Origin of the sequence: Lacibacter luteus (assembly GCF_004118265.1) — a bacterium.
Lineage (GTDB): Bacteria > Bacteroidota > Bacteroidia > Chitinophagales > Chitinophagaceae > Lacibacter > Lacibacter luteus.
The window spans coordinates 221304-239208 of record NZ_SDHW01000008.1 but is presented as its reverse complement, the minus strand read 5'-3'; the positions used below and the strand labels follow the sequence as shown (position 1 = coordinate 239208).

Here is a 17905-nt window from a genome sequence, read left to right as displayed (position 1 = left end):
GTTTAGAATCGTTGACCAAATTCAATTTCATCTTCGGGTAAAGGAAATGTGTAGGTAGCATCCGTCATGTTAACGGTAATACCATCTACACGTGCGGCATTGCGGCGTTTGAAATAATAAAAAAGTTGACCTTCAGCATAAAACTCCTTTTTATATTCTTTCAATATTTCTGTTTGCAATACTGCATCACTGATGGTGGAAGCCAATGCAACCAACCCACGTTTTACACGTACAGCGTTAAGATAATTCACACCATCAGCAGGTGTAGCAGCAGCTTCTGCAGCTATGTAGAACACTTCACTTAAACGTATTAACGGAACATTTCCTTTGTACTGTTCAGACACAACATCATCCTGCCAGTATTTGTTACAGGAAGAAGAGGTAGTATAAGGTGTGAAAAGATTTGCATAACGCAGGTCAGAACTCCCTCCTGAACTAAACTCATAAACACTTTGAATGGTTGCAGTAGTATGGGCAAGCGTTGGCACACCATTGACCACTGATGTTTTGGTTAGTGCGTCAGTAATATCTTTCAACTTAAACACATGCAGGGCAAAGAGATGTTCTGTGCTGAAAGTCCGGTCACGATTCGTACTTGCTGTTACGGCAGTTGAATTAACAAACGGAAAATAAGTTGCCTGGTTATTGATCACTTCCAATGCAGCAGCCAATGCATTTGTTTTATCGCCTCGGTATAAATAAATGCGAGCCTGTAATCCCTTCACCGCCCAATAGTTCATGTGATTGCGTGTGTAAGAAAGAAAAGGATCGTTTACATAATCAAGACGAACTGTTTTATCTGAACTCAATAATTGTTCTGCTGTGGAAAGATCTTTCAAACAACTGTCAATCACTTCATTTACTGTCAACAATGGATAAACTTTCACACCGAAACTTGTTACATAAGGGATGGCCTTGCGATTTGGATCAACCACCGGCGCTACTCCGTACAAACGCAGGAGATCGAAATGAAGAAATGCACGTAATGCCAACGCCTCACCTTTTACCTGGTTATAATTATTCCCCCTGAATACCTGTTTCTTTGCATCGGCCTGCAGTAAAATGTTGTTTACATTGGCAACTGCAGTGTACAAACCACCCCAAATAGCATTGATATAGTTTTTTGATGCGGTGTTTGTATAATCGTAACGGGCAGGATAATAATAAGCATGTGTTGTGGCTGAAACAGTATTGTAACGCTGCCCCATACCATCGAGCACACCCATTGTAAGATTGGTGCCGTAAGTACTGGCGCCGCCCATTAAAGTGTATGTGCCGATCATTGCATCTTTAAATCCCTGTTCATCGCTGAAGAGGATCTGTTCCCTGATCTCTGTCTTCGGGCTTACATCGAGCCACTTTTTACAGCCGGTCGTTGCAAAGAGCAACGTCACCAGTATTGCAGAAATAAAATATGTTGCTTTCATCTTGTTTCTCGTTATTGATTAAAACTGTGTACTGATGTTTACGGTAAAGTTTCTTGCAAATGGATATTGTGTTCCCCTCTCTATTTCAATAGACGACCAGCGCTGAATATCATTTACAGTAAAATTGATACGTGTGTTATTCAGCTTTAACTGCTTATTGAGTTTTTCGGGCAACTGATAACTGAGTGTAACACTCTCTGCATTGATATAGTTACTCTTTTGCACAAAACGTGATGTAGCGTTAGTTTTACTAGAAACGGTACGTCCGTTCTCATCGGCCAGTCCTTTAAAATAAGTAACATCGCCGGGAGCTTTCCAACGTCCGAGTAAAACACGACGGTCAACATTGTAAGTAAGATTGGCATCTTCTACTCTGTCGGCCAGTGTTTGGTTATACATTACACCACCCAGTTCGTAACTGAAGTAGAACCCAACTGTAAATCCTTTCCACATAAAACTTGTACCGAAGTTTCCACGCAGCTTCGATACAGCATCGCCAACAATCACTTTATCTTTTACATCCCATATATAAGTAATACTGTCGAAACGATTGAGATATACTTCACGACCATTACTTGGATCGATACCCAATGAACGTACAGCCCAAATGGCATTAACACTTCTACCAACTTCATACTTGTTTTGCGGACGTGTTTGATCTGCTTTATCATTCAGTTCGTTTTGTTTCTTTAACTGGTTTGAAAGTTCTTTAATGCGGTTATCGTTGTGACTACCGTTTACAAACACTGTCCAATTCATACGCTTTTCAGGTTTGCTGAGAACTACAGCATTTGCTCTGAACTCGTAGCCTTTGTTTTCGAGCTTACCAACATTTTCACGATAGCTGGTAACACCAACAGATGGTGCAGTGTTTACATCAAGAATGAGACTTTGTGTTAACTCATTGTATAATTCAAAGCCGAGGTTAATGCGATTCTGTAAAATAGAAAGATCAACACCTGCATTGCGTTTAATGGTTTGCTGCCATTGCAGGTTAGGATTACCATAACCAATAAGCGTTGCACCTAACTGACCACGCATTGCCTGATCGGTATAGTAACGATAGGTAGTGATACCTAAGTAAGGAGGAAAGCGGCTATCACCTACTGAACCCATTGTACCACGTATGCGGAACTGGCTGATGAATTTATGTTGCTTGAAAAACTTTTCGTTGTGCAGGTTCCAGCTTCCACCAAAACTCCAGAAAGGTGCAAAGCTGTTGTTGATACCAAACTGTGATGAACCATCGATGCTCACATTCACTTCTGCCTGGAAACGGCCTTCATAATTATAACTCAGGTTATTGAAACTGGAAAAACGTCGTGAAATAGAATTCCTGTTGCCCGGTCTTGAGTTTTGCGGATAGGCATTACCAAACCCGATCTCATCTAAACGCTGATTAGGAAACCCTTCTACATAAATGGATACAAAACTGCTTGCTGTTTGCGCTACGTTAACTGCCGTGGTATTAAATATCTGGTGTTTGCCAAATCGCTTGCTGTAATCAAGTTGCAGATTACCATCATACGAAAAAAACTTTCCGCTACCTTTTGTATAGCTTCCTTTTTTGGTAATGTCGGTTTGCGTTGCAAACGAAGTGTGTTGCGAAGGAAGAAACACATCGCTTTCATCTTTCTGTTGTGTAATACCTAACCGTCCTGATAAGCGAAATCCTCTTCCCATTGTCCAGACAAGAGAAGACTGGTTCATGATGGTTGAATATCCTGACTTGTCAACTGTGTTAAGCGTTGTATTGTATAAAGGGTTGTAATAATTGGAAGGGCCTTGTCCAAGTGCGTCGATAGAAACTTCCAGCACTTTTACATAATCACCATTCGCATCATAAGGACTCCAGTATGGATTTTGTCTTGCATAATCAGCAAAAGAACCATAGTTGGAATTCCTTGCATTGTTAAACATTACCGACAATACATTCTTTACCTGGATGCCTTTATTTGTGTATACAAAATTCATTGCACCGCTGTAGGTTTGCCTTCCACTATTTTTCATTACACCTGCCACAGCATTGTATCCAAGATCAAGACCGTAACGGAAATTTTTTTCGCCACCTTCAAGAAAAATCGAATGACGTTGACCAAAACCTGTACGCACCGGTTGCGATAACCAATAAGTATTTACTCCTCTTTGCACTGCTGCAAGACGGTTAGCATAACGGGTACGCAACACCGCATCTGCATCAGGACGAATGCCACTTGAATACGTAGTGAACAAACCAGCCAAACGTTCTACTTCCAGTTTTTCTTCTGCATTGGTCAAATCATAAACGGTAAGATCAGGACCTGTTACCTGCATCATACCACTATAGCTGAGGCGAAGTTTACCTGCTTCGGGTTGTTTGGTATCAACCACTATCACACCATTGGCAGCACGACTTCCATACACGGATGTTGCTGCTGCATCTTTTAAAATGGTGAACGTGGCAATGCGGTTCATATCCAGATCATAGATCTTCTGAATACTTACTTCAATACCATCCAGAATAAATAAAGGTTGACTTGGGTTTGTTGCATACGTAGCCATGAAATCGGCACCGGATGTTGGTACAGATGTATTGACTGATTGCTGTGGAAAATTGTTAGTACCACGCAATGTAATATTGGGTAAACGATTGGGATCGCTACCGAACGACATGTTATCCGGAATACGGATGGATGGTTCAAATAATTTAATTGCATCCAATGCACTGATGCTGTTTACCTGGCGGATCTGATCGCCAGTGATTGTAGTGGCAGATCCTGTAAAACTTTCTTTGGGACGTTTAAATGTTCCCAATACTACCACCTCGCTTAACTGCTTATCCTTACTTGAAATACGGATAAGCATATTGTTGCGTGTATCAGCCGGAATATCAATTGCATTATAATTTACATGACTGATGTTGAGCATGCCACGTGCACCAGGTAACTGTATAGAAAAATAGCCATCCGCATCTGATGTGGTGGCTATCTTGGTTCCTTTGATCGTAATTGTTGCAGCAGGTACTGGTTCTTCGCCTTGTGTATTTACCACACGGCCTTTTACCATTGTTGCAGTTGTTTCTTTTCCTGTAACAGGTACATAAACAGTTTCAGGTCTTGTTTCTGTTGCAATAACTGTTGGAGGCGTTACTGCTTCCTGGTTATTGTTTGTTTCTTCTGGTTTGTTTTGTGGTGCAGAAGTTGTTGTTGGTTTTTTTGATACCGCAACTACTACATAATTCTGTTCGTCAACCTTGTGTGCTTTTAATCCAAGAGGACTAAGCAATTCATTTAATGATTGTGCAAGTGTGGTTCCTTTCGGATTGAATTTGTAAGAAGATGATTTGCCCTGCACAAGACTTTCTTCAAAAAGAATAGCCACTTTATAATGTGCTCCTATCTGTTTCAACAAAGTTTTTAACGGTGCTTCCTGCTGAAAGAAATCATATTCAGCGGGCGCAGCATGCAACTGGTAAGCCGGGGCTGTTGCAATCAATGCCGAGCATAAGATGGTCATCAACGGAAATGTCCGTTGCAAAATTTTTCTCATTTGCAGTTGTGTTTTTGGTAAACGTTAAATGATACCTTCTGTAACTGATCCTCTATTTGATATACAGTGTATCGTTGCTTTTTGTTATTTCAACGTTCAGGCTCACTTCCAAAATTTCGAATAATGTTTGTTCGTTTTCCAACGAGATGGTAGCAGTGTTACCTGTTATAGCCAGTTTCCTTGTTAATATTGCCGGATCGGCCACTTCTACCTTATAACCAAAATTATTTTCAATACTGTTGATGATGTCCTGAACAGATGTGTTGTTTAACATCAGTTCTTTTTTCTTCCATGCCACTGTGCTTATGGTATCGGTCTTTTCTTTTACAACCTGTTTAGTTGATTGGTTGTATTTCACAAGATCACCCGGTTCCATCAGCATACTCTCACTCTTCTTATTTTTAAAATCAACTCTTACTTTACCTGTTTGCAGCACCACTTTTGTTTCTGCTTTACGGGCACTAACATTAAAACTGGTTCCAAGTACTTCCACCGTCATGTCGCCAACATGTACCAGGAAACGATCCGATTCTTTTACAAGGTTACCTTCTTGATGTAAATGCTTTACATCAAAAAATGCTTCACCTGTTAACCATACTTCCCTTACTTCGCCTTCTTTCCATTGCTTTTTAAATTCAAGCTCAGAGTTGGCATTGAGTGTTACAACCGATTGATCGGGCAACACTAACTGCTTCACCTCGCCATATTGTGCCGTGAAGGTTGTAAAAGAACTTTTCTGTATCAACAGCCATGCAGCCGACACGAATAAAACACCTATGATTGCTGCAGCCGCCCACATCCATCGTTTCCGGTTGATCATTGATACGACCTTCGGTTCTGTAGCAGCCTGTGCAGTAATTGCCTGCCAAAGTTTTTCTTTCACTCCTTGCTCAGCAACATCCTGCTCAAACTCCAGGCTCTTTACAAACTGCATTGCTGCATCCACATCGTTCTTCCGTTGTGGGTATTGCAGTACAAACCCTGCCCAGAATGTTTTTGTTTTTTCATTGGGTTGCTTTACGCTTGTAATGAAAAAATCATCCTGCACCAATTCCTCCAAGGACAGATGTTCGTAATACTCATTTGAAAAGGCCATAAGGTTATTGTTTTGCTGTTGGGCGCCCGGGACATGGATTTAATAAGTAAAAGACGAAGTCCTGTTCCGGTTTACCCCATTGATTTTAATTTATTTTTATTTTTTTCTTCATGCATGCAGAAGCAACTGTTTATGTATAAAGAAAAAATGCAATAATCAATGTGGCTGAATCTGTAATGGTACGGAGTGTTTGTATAGCCCTGGCAACTAACTTGTAGGTTGCTTTTTGCGAAAGCGCAAGCATCTCTGCAATTTCAGGGTAAGAAAGCCCTTCCTGGTATTTTAGAAAAACAGCTTCACGTTGGCGTGGTGTAAGTTGCTGAATGGCTTCGGTCAATTGTTTCTGCAAGCGCTTATCTTCCTCCTGCCCGATCATTTGTTCCTCAGGACATAACTCAACCTGGAACATATGTTCCTTTGGCTCATCCATCAATTTCATACGATCATTTACTTTCAACTTATCCAGTACAATCGATCGGAAAGAACGCAGCAAATAATACTTAACAGAATCAGGAATGGTGAGGTTGCTCCTGTTACGCATAAGTTTAACAAACAGGTCTTGTATAGAATCCTGTGTAAGCGAAGGGTTGTTGAGCCATTTATTACCGTAGTTGTACAGCTCGTCAAAATAGCGACGGTAAAGGGTTTCAAGGCTTTGATCATTGCCTGAAACAAAGGAACGCCAAAGCTCCTGCTCATCTTTATTATGAAAACCGTTGCTGTCCATGAATGGTCACAAGATAACTTTACTATTAATTTAAAGTTAGATCATTGTAAAAAAAATGGTAACAGATTGCGCAATCGTGTGAGCACTAAATATTCGAAGAACCGTTGCTGAACAAATACGATTGATTTTTAAGATGTGGTTGTTTACACATTAAATAATTTCCACAAGCGCTCCCGTACTTTCGTTGCATTGGGTAATACTGCTTCTTCAAGAGCCATGTTCATGGGAACAGCGGGTACGTTCAATGCACCTAATACTTCAACAGGTGCATCGAGCCATTGAAAACAATTATATGTAATGCGATAAGCCAATGCCTCTGCAAATGAATTGTTTTGTTGTTCTTCGGTAAGCACCAAACATTTGCCATGTTTCTTTACTGTAGAAAAAATCAACTCTTCATCTAATGGAAACAATGTACGCAGATCAATAATTTCAACTGCACCATCAAACTGTTTTGCAGCAGCAAGGGCCCAGTAAACACCCATGCCATAAGTAATGATGCAGCAGGTTTCGCCTTCATCAATCAATTCATCATCTGCCTGCAAAACCACTCTTCCTTTTCCTAATGGAATAATATAATCAGATGATGGCTCTGCTGTTTTTGCCTCTTCTGTTCCCGGCACTTTACTCCAGTATAAACCTTTATGCTCCAACATTACAACCGGGTTCGGATCATGGAAAGCAGCTTTCATCAACCCTTTCATATCAGCAGCAGTAGAAGGATACACGACTTTAATTCCTTTAATACTCAATAAAGTTGTTTCAACACTTCCGCTATGATAAGGACCGCCACCACCATATGCACCAATAGGCACACGTATGAGTGTTTGCACCGGAAATTTTCCGCAGCTTAAATAAGATGATTTAGAAATTTCTGTTACGAGCTGATTGAACCCTGGATAGATATAATCAGCAAACTGTACTTCAACAATAGGTTTTGCACCAATTGCACTCATACCAACTGTTGAACCGATAATATATGCTTCCTGTATGGCTGTGTTAAACACACGATGATCACCAAACTGTTCGGCAAGTGTTGCAGCTTCACGAAACACACCGCCTAATCTTTTTCCTACATCCTGTCCGTATAATAAAGCCTCAGGATATTCTTCCATCAATTCACGAATAGCAAACAAAGCCGCATCCACCATCATGATCTTTTCTTTATCCGCAGGCGAACGTTCTCCTTTTTCTTCTGTCACCGGAGTTGGTACAAATACATGTTCTGCTACAGTTACAACATCAGGCTCTGCAGCTGCAACAGCTTTTTCAAAATCATCTGTTACTCTTTGTTTTGCTTCTGAGTTTATCTGCTGCAATACCTCTTCGGCTATGCCCTGCTGTAAACAAAGCTGATGGAGTTTTGGGAACGGATCATCTTTAAAATGTTTTTCAAGGTCTTCTGCAGTTCTGTAAAACTCTTTGCGCACACCACTTGTATGATGATTAAGCAATGGCACATACGCCTGTACCAAATAAGGTTGTTGATGAGTGCGAACATGATCGATCACATGTTGCATGGTTTCGTATGCTTCTGTAAAATCGCTGCCATCGCAACGGATTCGATGCATACCCGGAAAGCCGCCTGCATATTCATAAGCATCCATCACTCTTGCTTCTTCGGCGCTTACACTAATGCCCCAGTTATTATCCTGTACTAAATAAATGATGGGTAATTTTTTCAATACAGCAAACTGGAATGCTTCACTCACTTCACCTTCTGTAATACTTGCGTCGCCTAATGAGCAAACAACAACCGGGGATTGCCCTTCACTTGTTTTTTTTAGTTGATCTGATTTTATTGCCTGTAAATACTTCAGCCCCTGTGCCACACCGGTAGTAGGAATTACCTGCATACCTGTTGCACTGCTTTGATGGATGATACTCGGTTTATCGTTTCCCCTGTAATTCGGATGCGAATAATATTCCCGTCCACCTGTAAACGGATCATCGGCTTTTGCCAACAGTTGAAGCATTAATTCGCAGGGGTCAAAACCAAGACCAAGCAACAAACTTTCATCACGATAATATGGACTAACCCAATCGGCAGTGGTTAATTGAAAAGCAGTAGCAAGTTGTATCGCTTCATGCCCACGTGAAGTAGAGTGTACATATTTACAAATCGAACGGTTGGCTTCATAAGTAAATGCCATGTGTTGAGCATAACACATGAGGCGGTACGTTTTTAACAATAATTCATCATTCAGCATGTGCAGGCAATTATGCTGCAAAATAACGGATGTAAGCAACAAAAAAGCCATCCCTTAAGGAATGGCTTGTATTAAAACTTGTTGCTTGAAATTATTTGACTTCAACTTCCAGCAAAGCTTCTTTGTCTAAATAAGCTTCTAAAAAATCGCCTACCACACACTCGCCCACCCCTGCCGGTGTACCTGTAAAAATGAGATCACCGATATTGAGAGAAAAGAAGTTCGACACATAAGAAACGATCTGATCGAATGTAAACATCATATCTTTCGAATTTCCTTGCTGTACAATTTCCTTGTTCTTCTGTAAACTGAAATCAAGATCGTTGATGTTCATACCTGGCTTCAGGTCGATGAATTTACCTACCGCTGCGGAGTTATCCCAGGCTTTAGCAATTTCCCAAGGCAAACCTTTCTTTTTCAGTTCGGCCTGAATGTCTCTTGCGGTAAAGTCAATACCAACAGTAATGGCATTGTAGTATTTAGATGCATGACGCTCCTGAATATATTTACCATTCTTTGAAACCCTTAATACCAACTCTACTTCGTAATGCAGTTCGTTTGTGAATTCGGGATAATAAAAAGGCATATGCGGCTGCAGAAATGCACTTTTCGGCTTCAAAAAAATTACCGGCTCATCCGGCACATCGTTTCCTAGTTCTTTGGCATGGTCAACGTAGTTTCTGCCTACGCAAAAGATTTTCATTGGTTCGATTGTTTTGGTTCAGAATCTGGTTTAAGGTAATGGTATTTTCGGCGGACAGGAGATTTTAAAAGCAACTCCGGAGAATTGGTGTACCGACGAAGGTACTATCTGGAAGTTGAAATTTAAAGTGTTATTTCAATTTTGTTTGCATGATTCATTGTCCTTTCAATACCCGTTAGCACAAAGCTTTCAATTACTTCCACGCTTGCGGCTATTTTTTTTTGAACAACCGGCAACTCTTCTTCGTTCCATTTACTTAATACAAACTCGGCCTGCCTTCCTTTGGGATAATTATTACCAATACCAAACCGTAAGCGTGGATAAGTATTTGTTTGCAATAGTTCCTGTATGCTCTTTAATCCATTATGTCCTGCATCACTACCGCCCGGCCTTAAACGAAGTTTGGTAACAGGTAAAGCCAACTCATCTACCACCACAAGCACTTGTTCAACAGGAATCTTCTCTTTGTCCATCCAGTACTTTACGGCTTTGCCACTCAGGTTCATGTAAGTTGATGGTTCAATTACAATCAGCTGCTTTCCTTTTATTTTAAATTCTGTTACCGCAGCTAACCGATCGGTACGAAATGTTGCTGCATATTTTGCAGCCAATGCTTCCACAACATCAAAACCAATATTGTGGCGGGTGTGTGCATACTCCGCTCCTATATTTCCCAATCCAACAATCAAAAATTTCATTATCCCAAAGTTCAGTATTGTATAACCAGCTAAAATAAAAAATCCCCCTCGTATAAAGGGGGATTAATGTTGTATAACCTTTACGCTTATTTTTTAGTTGTAGCTTCTTCCTGTTTCAGCTGACGGGTCATTACTACAGAAGCAACAGGAATACGTGGAGAGTTCATTACTTCCATGTTTTCTGCCTTAATGTCTTCTACACGAATGTTACCGTTCAGTTCCAAAGGAGTAAGATCAACTTCAATTGCTTCTTTCAAATACTTAGGATAAGCTTTGATTTTAATTGATTTGATTTTGGTGATGAGTTTACCACCATCTTTAACACCTTTAGAAGTACCAACAAATTTCAAAGGAATAGTTGCAACTACTTTTTTGTCTTCAACCAGTTCCAACAGATCGATGTGTGTTAATGAGTCTGTTACTTTGTCGAATTGCAGATCCTTCAAAATTGCTTTGTAGCTCTTGCCATTAACCTTTACTTCAGCTACCTGGAAATCGGGAGTGTAAACCAAAGATTTTAATGCTTTGGCAGGAGCGTAGAAATTAACTTCTTCAGAGCCTCCGTAAATTACACCAGGCACCATTTCCTGAGAGCGAAGTTGACGGGCGGCTTTCTTCCCGTTTTCGGTCCTCAAGTGACCCTCGATAGTAATTGTCTTCATTGTTTATCTAATTTAAAAGTTTACTTTTTGCAGCTTATTTATCTCTTCTTTGCGAGTGGATAAACAGGCTGGTGATGCTCTTATTTTCAAAAGCGTTGCGCAATGCCACAGCAAACAGATCGGATACGCTGAGTACTTTGATCTTGGGGCTTTCCTGTTTCAGCGGAATAGTATCGCATACAACCAGTTCTTCGAGCACACTGTTATTAATATTATCGTATGCTTTACCACTTAGTACAGGATGTGTAATTAATGCTCTTACACTTCTTGCGCCTTTTTCTTTTAAAAGAGCTGCCGACTTAACAAGTGTGCCGCCGGTATCGCAGATGTCATCAATCAATACCACATCTCTGTTTGTTACATCTCCAATTACCACCATGCTTGCTATTTCGTTTGCACGTTTACGATGCTTATCGCAAATAACCATTTCTGCTTCAAAATAGCTGGCAATTTCCCTGATCCTGTTGGCACTACCCACATCGGGGGCCGCAAAGGTAAGGTTTTCCAGCTTTAAACTTTCAATGTAAGGGATGAAAATTGAGGACGACTCCAGGTGATCTACCGGAATATCGAAATAGCCTTGGATCTGTGCAGCGTGCAGGTCCATGGTAATCACACGATCGGCGCCGGCTGCTTCCAGCATGTTGGCAATAAGTTTGGAGCCAATTGCTACACGTGGTTTGTCTTTCCTGTCCTGGCGGGCATATCCGTAATATGGAATTACCGGAATTACCTTGTAAGCCGAAGCACGCTTTGCCGCATCAATCATGAGTAGGAGCTCAAGAATATTGTCGGCAGGCGAAAATGTGCTCTGGATAAGAAAAACAATATCGCCACGGATGCTCTCCTGGAACATGGGCTGAATTTCACCATCGCTGAACTTTTGCGTAATACTTTGACCTAACGGAACACCGAATTTGGCTGCAATGTTCTCGGCAAGGTACTTCGACGCTGTGCCTGAGAATATCTTGGCAGAAGGATTCATGAACTTTTGTTTGTAAAGGGGATAAAAATTGCGGCGAAGATAAGCGCTTAAAATCAACTTTCAGATAAGGTTCATCACCGTTTTTCAACAATAAAAAAGTCCCGCAACATATTGCGGGACTTATGGCGGTTGTCCAACTTTTTGAAAACAGAATAAGTTTTCCGCCAATTTTTTAAACTGCCTGCGGGCAGGCTTTAATTAATTTGAGCTAACACAAGCATTTTCTCTTTAACCGGCTCTTTTTCAACAGTAGTTGATGGCTGCATTGTATTACCCGACTTTACAACATGAACACCGGTTGATAATACAAATACAGCAGAAAAGATAAGGTTACCTACAATAGCAAAAAGGAGAAAAGAGGAACGCAGTCGCATACCTGCAGTTTTGGGATGAGTTTGCATACATTGATGGTTTTTCGGATGAATTGGATTTTTAAATTTAAGATGCTATTTTGGAATATGCAAGACACCAAAACTACAATTAAACAGTGGGCGCAGGACGACAGACCACGTGAAAAGCTCTTATTAAAAGGGCCGGATGCACTTAGTAACTCAGAATTAATTGCCATTTTAATTGGCTCCGGAACCTCAAAAAAATCTGCAGTAGATGTAGCTAAAGAGCTGTTATCCAGAGCAAAAGATGATGTAAGTGAATTAGCCAAACTAAGCCTGAAAGAATTAATGAAGACAAGCGGTATTGGAGAGGCCAGAGCTGTTACTATTGCTGCAGCATTGGAACTTGGCCGAAGACGAAAATCAGTAGAAACACTTAAAAATAGCGTAAAAACGAGTGCCGATATTGCACATTTCTTCATGGCTCAACTGCAAGACAAACTTCACGAAGTATTTGCTGTAGCCTATCTCAACCGGGCAAACAAAATCAATCACCTGGAAGTTATCAGCGAAGGAGGCATAACCGGCACCGTTGCCGATCCACGCATCATTCTCAAAAAAGCCCTTGAACACAACGCTGTAAACATTGTGCTTTGTCATAATCACCCAAGCGGCAGTTTAAAACCCAGCCGTGCCGACGAAATGCTTACCCGAAAAATTAAAGAAGCCGCTGTGTTACTGGATATGAATGTGATCGATCACATTATTGTAAGCGAAGAAGGTTATTATAGTTTTGCCGACGAAGGCATACTATAAAAAAAGCCTCGTTACAATTTGTAAACGAGGCTCTTAAGAATTTTATCTCTATTTATTAAAACGGTAAGTCATCTGCTACATCGCCGCCAATTGGTGGTTCCATTGATGGAGATGGTGCACTGTAACCACCACCCTGTTGCTGATAACCACCACCGCCGTTTCCTTCAGATGAACGGCTGCCTAAAAGCTGAATGCTCGATACACGAACCGATAATGCTGCGCCGCTTTTGCCATCCTGTGTTTGGTAAGTACGCACTTCGGGTGCACCTTCAACATATACCTGTGTTCCTTTTTTTAAGTATGGTGCTATACCTGTACGATCGCTCCAATAGGCACAATCAACCCAAATCGTTTTTTCACGCTGTGCGCCGGTACTGTCTTTAAACTTTTCTGTGTGTGCAACGGTGAAATTCATAACGTTCTTTCCATTCACTGTGTTGGTAACACAATCCCTTCCCAAATTTCCGATAACCTGTAACTTGATCATAGCTTATTTTTTATGTACTTAATTAATCGAACGGCCAAAGTAGGTATTTTTTCAGCATAACCACTAACAAGTATTCAGATTTTATTCCACAGTTCGACGCCTTCGTCTTCAACCGCTGTTTTCCTGTAATTTTGCATCTTGTCTTTGTAAAAAAGCAAGGAAAATATTTTTATCATGAGCCGTAAAGGAAAAGTTTTAGTAGCAATGAGTGGCGGTATCGACAGTACCGTTACGGCTCTCATGTTGCACCATGAGGGTTACGAAGTAGTGGGCATTACCATGAAAACATGGGATTATGCCAGCAGTGGAACAGGCGCAAAGGGTAAGAAGGAAACTGGCTGTTGCAACCTTGATAGTTTTAACGATGCACGTGCTGCAGCAGTGCAACATGGGTTTCCACATTATATCCTCGACATTAGAGATGAGTTTGGCGATTTTGTGATCAACAATTTTGTGGATGAATACTTAGCCGGCCGTACACCCAACCCCTGCGTTTTATGTAATACACATATTAAGTGGCGTGCTTTGCTGAAGCGTGCCGATGCCATGAATTGCGATTTTATTGCAACCGGGCATTATGCCAATATTCATCAACATGAAAATGGCCGTTACTACATCAGCAAAGGAAAAGATGAAACCAAAGATCAGAGTTATGTTTTGTGGGGGCTGGAACAAGACCTGCTGAGCCGTACATTATTACCCTTGGGTAATTACCGTAAAACGGAGATCCGCCAAATGGCTCTGGACTATGGCTATCCCGAACTGGCAAAAAAGGCCGAAAGCTATGAAATTTGCTTTGTGCCCGACAACGATTACCGTGGTTTCTTAAAACGCCGGGTAGAAGGATTGGAAGAGCAGGTAAACGGCGGAAATTTTGTAGATAAAACGGGTAAAGTTCTCGGTCAGCATAAAGGCTATCCTTTTTACACCATCGGGCAACGAAAAGGTTTAGATATTACGTTTGGTAAACCTGTATTTGTAACAGAAATTGTTCCCGAAACAAATACTGTTGTACTGGGCGATGAAGAAGATTTGAACCGTATGGAAATGCAGGTAGGAAAACTTAACCTGTTGAAATACGACAGCCTTACGCCAGGTATGGAAGTAACCGCCAAAATCCGTTATAAAGACAAAGGAACGCTGGCAAACCTCTACCCGAATGAGGATGGTACTGTAAATGTTCGTTTTTATGAAGACGCAAAAGGAATTGCTCCGGGCCAAAGCGCAGTATTTTACGAAGGCGACGAAGTTGTAGGTGGCGGCATCATTATGCGAAAACCGATCTTTTAATACAATGATTTTCCCGGATAAACGTTTAAGGTACGCAGTGCGTACCTTTTTTCGTGCAGCAAACTGCGGTGGTTTTGACACTTAACAACATACAAAACCCGAAATCATTAACTAACTTAGCTTTATGAAATTCAATCGAAGTAAAACCGTTCTCTTCCGAAAAATAACCCTTGCTGCGGTTTGCATGCTTACCCTTCTCTTCAGTTGTAAACAAAGCGAAACACTGGAGACCATGAAAATTGACGAACTCCTTCCCCTCCAGACAGGAAAATATATTACTTATCGTTTAGACTCACTTGTTTTTACCAATTCCGGCAAAGCAGAAGAAACCCATCGATACAGAGTAAAACATTTGGTTGAACGTCAATCGACCGATAATCAAAACCGACCAACTTGGGTTGTGGCAACTTATATTACCGACTCGTTGGGTATTGGCCCATGGGTACAAAACGGAACATACACCATTACGCCTGTTGATAAAGGGCTTGAAGTAACCGAAAACAATCTTCGTGTACTTCGTTTAAAGCTTCCTGTTAAAGAAGGTTTTCTTTGGAAAGGCAATTCTTATTTACCCGATCGTCCGTTTAACCCGGAGTTTCCGTTAAGCATTGATGCCAATATGGATTTATGGGAATTCAAATACGGCACATTAAATGCCAGCGAAAAGATCGGCGCAAACACGATTCCCGATGTTACTACTGTTCTGCATATCGATTCAGCAGAAAATGTTCCAATGAGAACCGACACCTCATTTGCATCACGTGAACTTTCGCTTGAAAAGTATGCAAAGAATGTTGGCCTGGTGTACAAAGAATTTATTTTATGGGAAAATCAACCTAACCCCCGTACAACCGGCACAGCTCCAAACGTAGTTGTTACTTACAATCCCGTTCGCATTGGTTTTGGTATTAAAATGTGGATGATCGACAAAAACTAATTCTGAATTTGTGTTTGCATGAATTACCTGCGGCTTTACTTTACCATACTTGTATTATTGCTTTTTGCAATAAACAGTAAAGGCCAGCAGAGCAAATACATAGTTTACCTAACAAGTAAATCTGAAACAGGTTTTTCACTTACACAACCTTCGGCTTATTTATCTGCACGTGCAATTGAACGACGCACACGTTACAACATTTCCATTGACAGTACTGATTTGCCTGTTGTTGAAAAATATGTTGACAGCATCCGCACTGCCGGCATTGTAACTATCCTTGGACGCTTACGTTGGATCAATGCTGTTATGATACAGACAACAGATGCAGCTGCCTTGAATAAGATCAACAGTTTTTCTTTTGTAAAATCGAAAGACAGCATTGCTTTACGCTCAACTTATAAAGGCAAAATTGTAAAGAACAATCCTGTTGTAACAGCATTACCTGCTAACGAACGAAACCAACAAATAGCCGCTGATGTTTTTCAATACGGCGCTTCTTCTACACAGGTGAAAATGCACAATGGTGATTTTCTGCATAACATTGGCGCAACCGGCCATAATATGTATATGGCTTTTTTAGATGGAGGCTTCTTTGGTTATTTAACCAACCCATTGTTTGATAGTGTTCGCTTACAAAACCGCTTTCTTGCAACCAAAGATTTTGTATTGAATGAAGTAAGTGTAAACGAAGATAACGCCCATGGCATGCAATGTTTATCTACAGTTGCATCGAACAAACCGGGAGTATTTACAGGTTCTGCACCGCATGCTTCTTTTTTCCTGTTACGTACTGAAGATGTTTTTACCGAGCAATTAATTGAAGAATACAATTGGGCACTTGGAGCAGAATATGCAGACAGTGCAGGTGTTGATGTGATCTCTTCTTCTGTTGGCTATTCCACTTTCGACAACACAGCGTACGATCATACTTATGCACAAATGAATGGCAACACAACTATTGTGAGTAAGCATGCCGATATGGCTGCAAAAAAAGGTTTGCTTGTTGTAAACAGTAACGGCAACGAAGGTGATAAAAGCTGGAAATTTTTAGTTGCGCCTGCAGATGGAGATAGTGTGCTTGCAGTTGGTGCTGTTAACAGCAGTAATCTTATTGCTGCATTTTCCAGCTTTGGTCCAACAAGTGACGGACAGGTGAAAGCCGACGTTGTTTCATTAGGACAAGGAGCAACAATATCAACAACCTCAGGAACTCCCGGCACAAGCAACGGCACCTCTTTCTCTGCACCCAATATGGCCGGACTCGCCACTTGTTTGTGGCAACTGTTTCCCGAAGTAAACAATCAAAAAATAATTACAACACTGCACAAAAGCAGCGACAAATACCTTTCGCCACAACCGCAATATGGTTACGGCTTACCCGACATGAAGACTGCAGTGGGTTTACTTGTTGCCGAACTTTCAACAGCAAACAGTTCTGTTAATAATTGTACTGCAACTATTCAATGGGGCAGTAAAGACATTGCATCGATGCAATACAAAGTTGAACGAAAGCTTCCCGGCGAAACAAATTATTCTGTAATACAAACAGTAGCGGCGAAAGGAACTGTTTTTTCTGCACAGAATTATTCAATAAATGATGCAATGCAGGTAAGCGGCATTATTCAATACCGAATTACACAGGTAATGGATACCAATACAACAAGCTATCGTGCATATGCCATCGATTCGGTTTCGGTAACAGCAGGCAGCAGTTGTGCAACTACCAACATTCTTGATCCCGCAGCAAGTAATGAAAAAATAAAACTCTTCCCCAACCCGGCAAGTACAGGCAAATTATTTGCACAGTTTAAAGAGCAAAGCAATGGCAACTTTGTAATACAAATCGTAAATGTACAAGGCAAAGTTGTGCAACAGGAGTTGTACAATAAACCAAGCGGAGCTGCAACCAAACAGATCAACCTTCGTACAATGCCATCGGGAAAATATCTTTTAGTAGTTTTTAAAAACGGCGAACGTTACAGCAGTAGCGGTTTCATAAAACAATAA

Annotated in this window: 15 protein-coding genes; 4 read left to right on the top strand and 11 right to left on the bottom strand. The window is 40.9% G+C overall.

From position 1 onward, the window contains the following. Positions 1-2: 2 nt before the first annotated feature. The 10 genes from ESA94_RS20270 to ESA94_RS20225 all read right to left on the bottom strand — a co-directional run bounded on the left by ESA94_RS20270 (position 3) and on the right by ESA94_RS20225 (position 12437). Positions 3-1427: a RagB/SusD family nutrient uptake outer membrane protein gene (locus ESA94_RS20270; protein ID WP_129132779.1), complete on the bottom strand. Its 1425-nt coding sequence runs from the start codon at positions 1425-1427 to the stop codon at positions 3-5. Positions 1428-1445: 18 nt separating this feature from the next. Beyond that, the gene (locus ESA94_RS20265) at positions 1446-4955 is read right to left on the bottom strand and encodes a SusC/RagA family TonB-linked outer membrane protein (protein WP_129132778.1); all 3510 of its coding nucleotides are present in this window, start codon (positions 4953-4955) and stop codon (positions 1446-1448) included. A gap of 52 nt (positions 4956-5007) precedes the next feature. After that, entirely contained in the window at positions 5008-6051 is a 1044-nt protein-coding gene (locus tag ESA94_RS20260) for a FecR family protein (protein WP_129132777.1), read from the bottom strand. Positions 6052-6181: 130 nt separating this feature from the next. Then, entirely contained in the window at positions 6182-6778 is a 597-nt protein-coding gene (locus ESA94_RS20255) for an RNA polymerase sigma factor (RefSeq protein WP_129132776.1), read from the bottom strand. A gap of 143 nt (positions 6779-6921) precedes the next feature. After that, the gene (locus tag ESA94_RS20250; protein WP_240671114.1) at positions 6922-8931 is read right to left on the bottom strand and encodes an alpha-ketoacid dehydrogenase subunit alpha/beta; all 2010 of its coding nucleotides are present in this window, start codon (positions 8929-8931) and stop codon (positions 6922-6924) included. A gap of 148 nt (positions 8932-9079) precedes the next feature. Further along, on the bottom strand, positions 9080-9691 hold the full coding sequence (locus ESA94_RS20245) for a fumarylacetoacetate hydrolase family protein (protein ID WP_129132775.1): 612 nt from the start codon (positions 9689-9691) through the stop codon (positions 9080-9082). A 122-nt stretch (positions 9692-9813) separates the two neighbouring features. Then, positions 9814-10389 (bottom strand): aminoacyl-tRNA hydrolase, encoded by a 576-nt coding sequence (gene pth / locus ESA94_RS20240; protein WP_129132774.1) that lies wholly within the window; start codon positions 10387-10389, stop codon positions 9814-9816. A gap of 86 nt (positions 10390-10475) precedes the next feature. Then, complete coding sequence (locus ESA94_RS20235) at positions 10476-11051, bottom strand: 50S ribosomal protein L25 (protein ID WP_129132773.1); 576 nt, start codon at positions 11049-11051, stop codon at positions 10476-10478. Positions 11052-11085: 34 nt separating this feature from the next. Continuing rightward, positions 11086-12036, bottom strand: coding sequence for a ribose-phosphate pyrophosphokinase (locus ESA94_RS20230; protein ID WP_129132772.1), 951 nt, complete (start codon positions 12034-12036; stop codon positions 11086-11088). A 194-nt stretch (positions 12037-12230) separates the two neighbouring features. After that, a complete protein-coding gene (locus ESA94_RS20225) occupies positions 12231-12437 on the bottom strand; it encodes a hypothetical protein (RefSeq protein ID WP_129132771.1) in 207 nt (68 codons plus the stop codon). Between the two features lie 57 nt (positions 12438-12494). On the opposite strand from ESA94_RS20225, the gene radC reads away from it, so the two are divergent. Beyond that, on the top strand, positions 12495-13184 hold the full coding sequence (gene radC, locus ESA94_RS20220) for a RadC family protein (protein ID WP_129132770.1): 690 nt from the start codon (positions 12495-12497) through the stop codon (positions 13182-13184). A 55-nt stretch (positions 13185-13239) separates the two neighbouring features. Here the strand turns inward: radC and ESA94_RS20215 are convergent, their stop codons facing one another. Then, on the bottom strand, positions 13240-13671 hold the full coding sequence (locus tag ESA94_RS20215) for a single-stranded DNA-binding protein (protein WP_129132769.1): 432 nt from the start codon (positions 13669-13671) through the stop codon (positions 13240-13242). Positions 13672-13845: 174 nt separating this feature from the next. Here ESA94_RS20215 and mnmA point away from each other — a divergent pair, with 174 nt between their 5' ends. The 3 genes from mnmA (at position 13846) to ESA94_RS20200 (ending at position 17905) form a co-directional block, all read left to right on the top strand. Next, positions 13846-14961 carry a tRNA 2-thiouridine(34) synthase MnmA gene (gene mnmA / locus ESA94_RS20210; RefSeq protein ID WP_129132768.1) on the top strand — a complete coding sequence of 372 codons (1116 nt, stop codon included), beginning with the start codon at positions 13846-13848 and terminating at the stop codon, positions 14959-14961. Positions 14962-15193: 232 nt separating this feature from the next. Next, positions 15194-15898 (top strand): hypothetical protein, encoded by a 705-nt coding sequence (locus ESA94_RS20205; protein WP_164972810.1) that lies wholly within the window; start codon positions 15194-15196, stop codon positions 15896-15898. Positions 15899-15916: 18 nt separating this feature from the next. Continuing rightward, the gene (locus tag ESA94_RS20200; RefSeq protein WP_129132766.1) at positions 15917-17905 is read left to right on the top strand and encodes a S8 family serine peptidase; all 1989 of its coding nucleotides are present in this window, start codon (positions 15917-15919) and stop codon (positions 17903-17905) included.

Excerpts from the sequence above, each read along its gene's own strand:
- ESA94_RS20270 (WP_129132779.1), bottom strand. The coding sequence starts at position 1,427 with ATGAAAGCAACATATTTTATTTCTGCAATACTGGTGACGTTGCTCTTT.
- ESA94_RS20265 (WP_129132778.1), bottom strand. The coding sequence starts at position 4,955 with ATGAGAAAAATTTTGCAACGGACATTTCCGTTGATGACCATCTTATGC.
- ESA94_RS20260 (WP_129132777.1), bottom strand. The coding sequence starts at position 6,051 with ATGGCCTTTTCAAATGAGTATTACGAACATCTGTCCTTGGAGGAATTG.
- ESA94_RS20255 (WP_129132776.1), bottom strand. The coding sequence starts at position 6,778 with ATGGACAGCAACGGTTTTCATAATAAAGATGAGCAGGAGCTTTGGCGT.
- ESA94_RS20250 (WP_240671114.1), bottom strand. The coding sequence starts at position 8,931 with ATGGCATTTACTTATGAAGCCAACCGTTCGATTTGTAAATATGTACAC.
- ESA94_RS20245 (WP_129132775.1), bottom strand. The coding sequence starts at position 9,691 with ATGAAAATCTTTTGCGTAGGCAGAAACTACGTTGACCATGCCAAAGAA.
- pth (WP_129132774.1), bottom strand. The coding sequence starts at position 10,389 with ATGAAATTTTTGATTGTTGGATTGGGAAATATAGGAGCGGAGTATGCA.
- ESA94_RS20235 (WP_129132773.1), bottom strand. The coding sequence starts at position 11,051 with ATGAAGACAATTACTATCGAGGGTCACTTGAGGACCGAAAACGGGAAG.
- ESA94_RS20230 (WP_129132772.1), bottom strand. The coding sequence starts at position 12,036 with ATGAATCCTTCTGCCAAGATATTCTCAGGCACAGCGTCGAAGTACCTT.
- ESA94_RS20225 (WP_129132771.1), bottom strand. The coding sequence starts at position 12,437 with ATGCAAACTCATCCCAAAACTGCAGGTATGCGACTGCGTTCCTCTTTT.
- radC (WP_129132770.1), top strand. The coding sequence starts at position 12,495 with ATGCAAGACACCAAAACTACAATTAAACAGTGGGCGCAGGACGACAGA.
- ESA94_RS20215 (WP_129132769.1), bottom strand. The coding sequence starts at position 13,671 with ATGATCAAGTTACAGGTTATCGGAAATTTGGGAAGGGATTGTGTTACC.
- mnmA (WP_129132768.1), top strand. The coding sequence starts at position 13,846 with ATGAGCCGTAAAGGAAAAGTTTTAGTAGCAATGAGTGGCGGTATCGAC.
- ESA94_RS20205 (WP_164972810.1), top strand. The coding sequence starts at position 15,194 with ATGAAAATTGACGAACTCCTTCCCCTCCAGACAGGAAAATATATTACT.
- ESA94_RS20200 (WP_129132766.1), top strand. The coding sequence starts at position 15,917 with ATGAATTACCTGCGGCTTTACTTTACCATACTTGTATTATTGCTTTTT.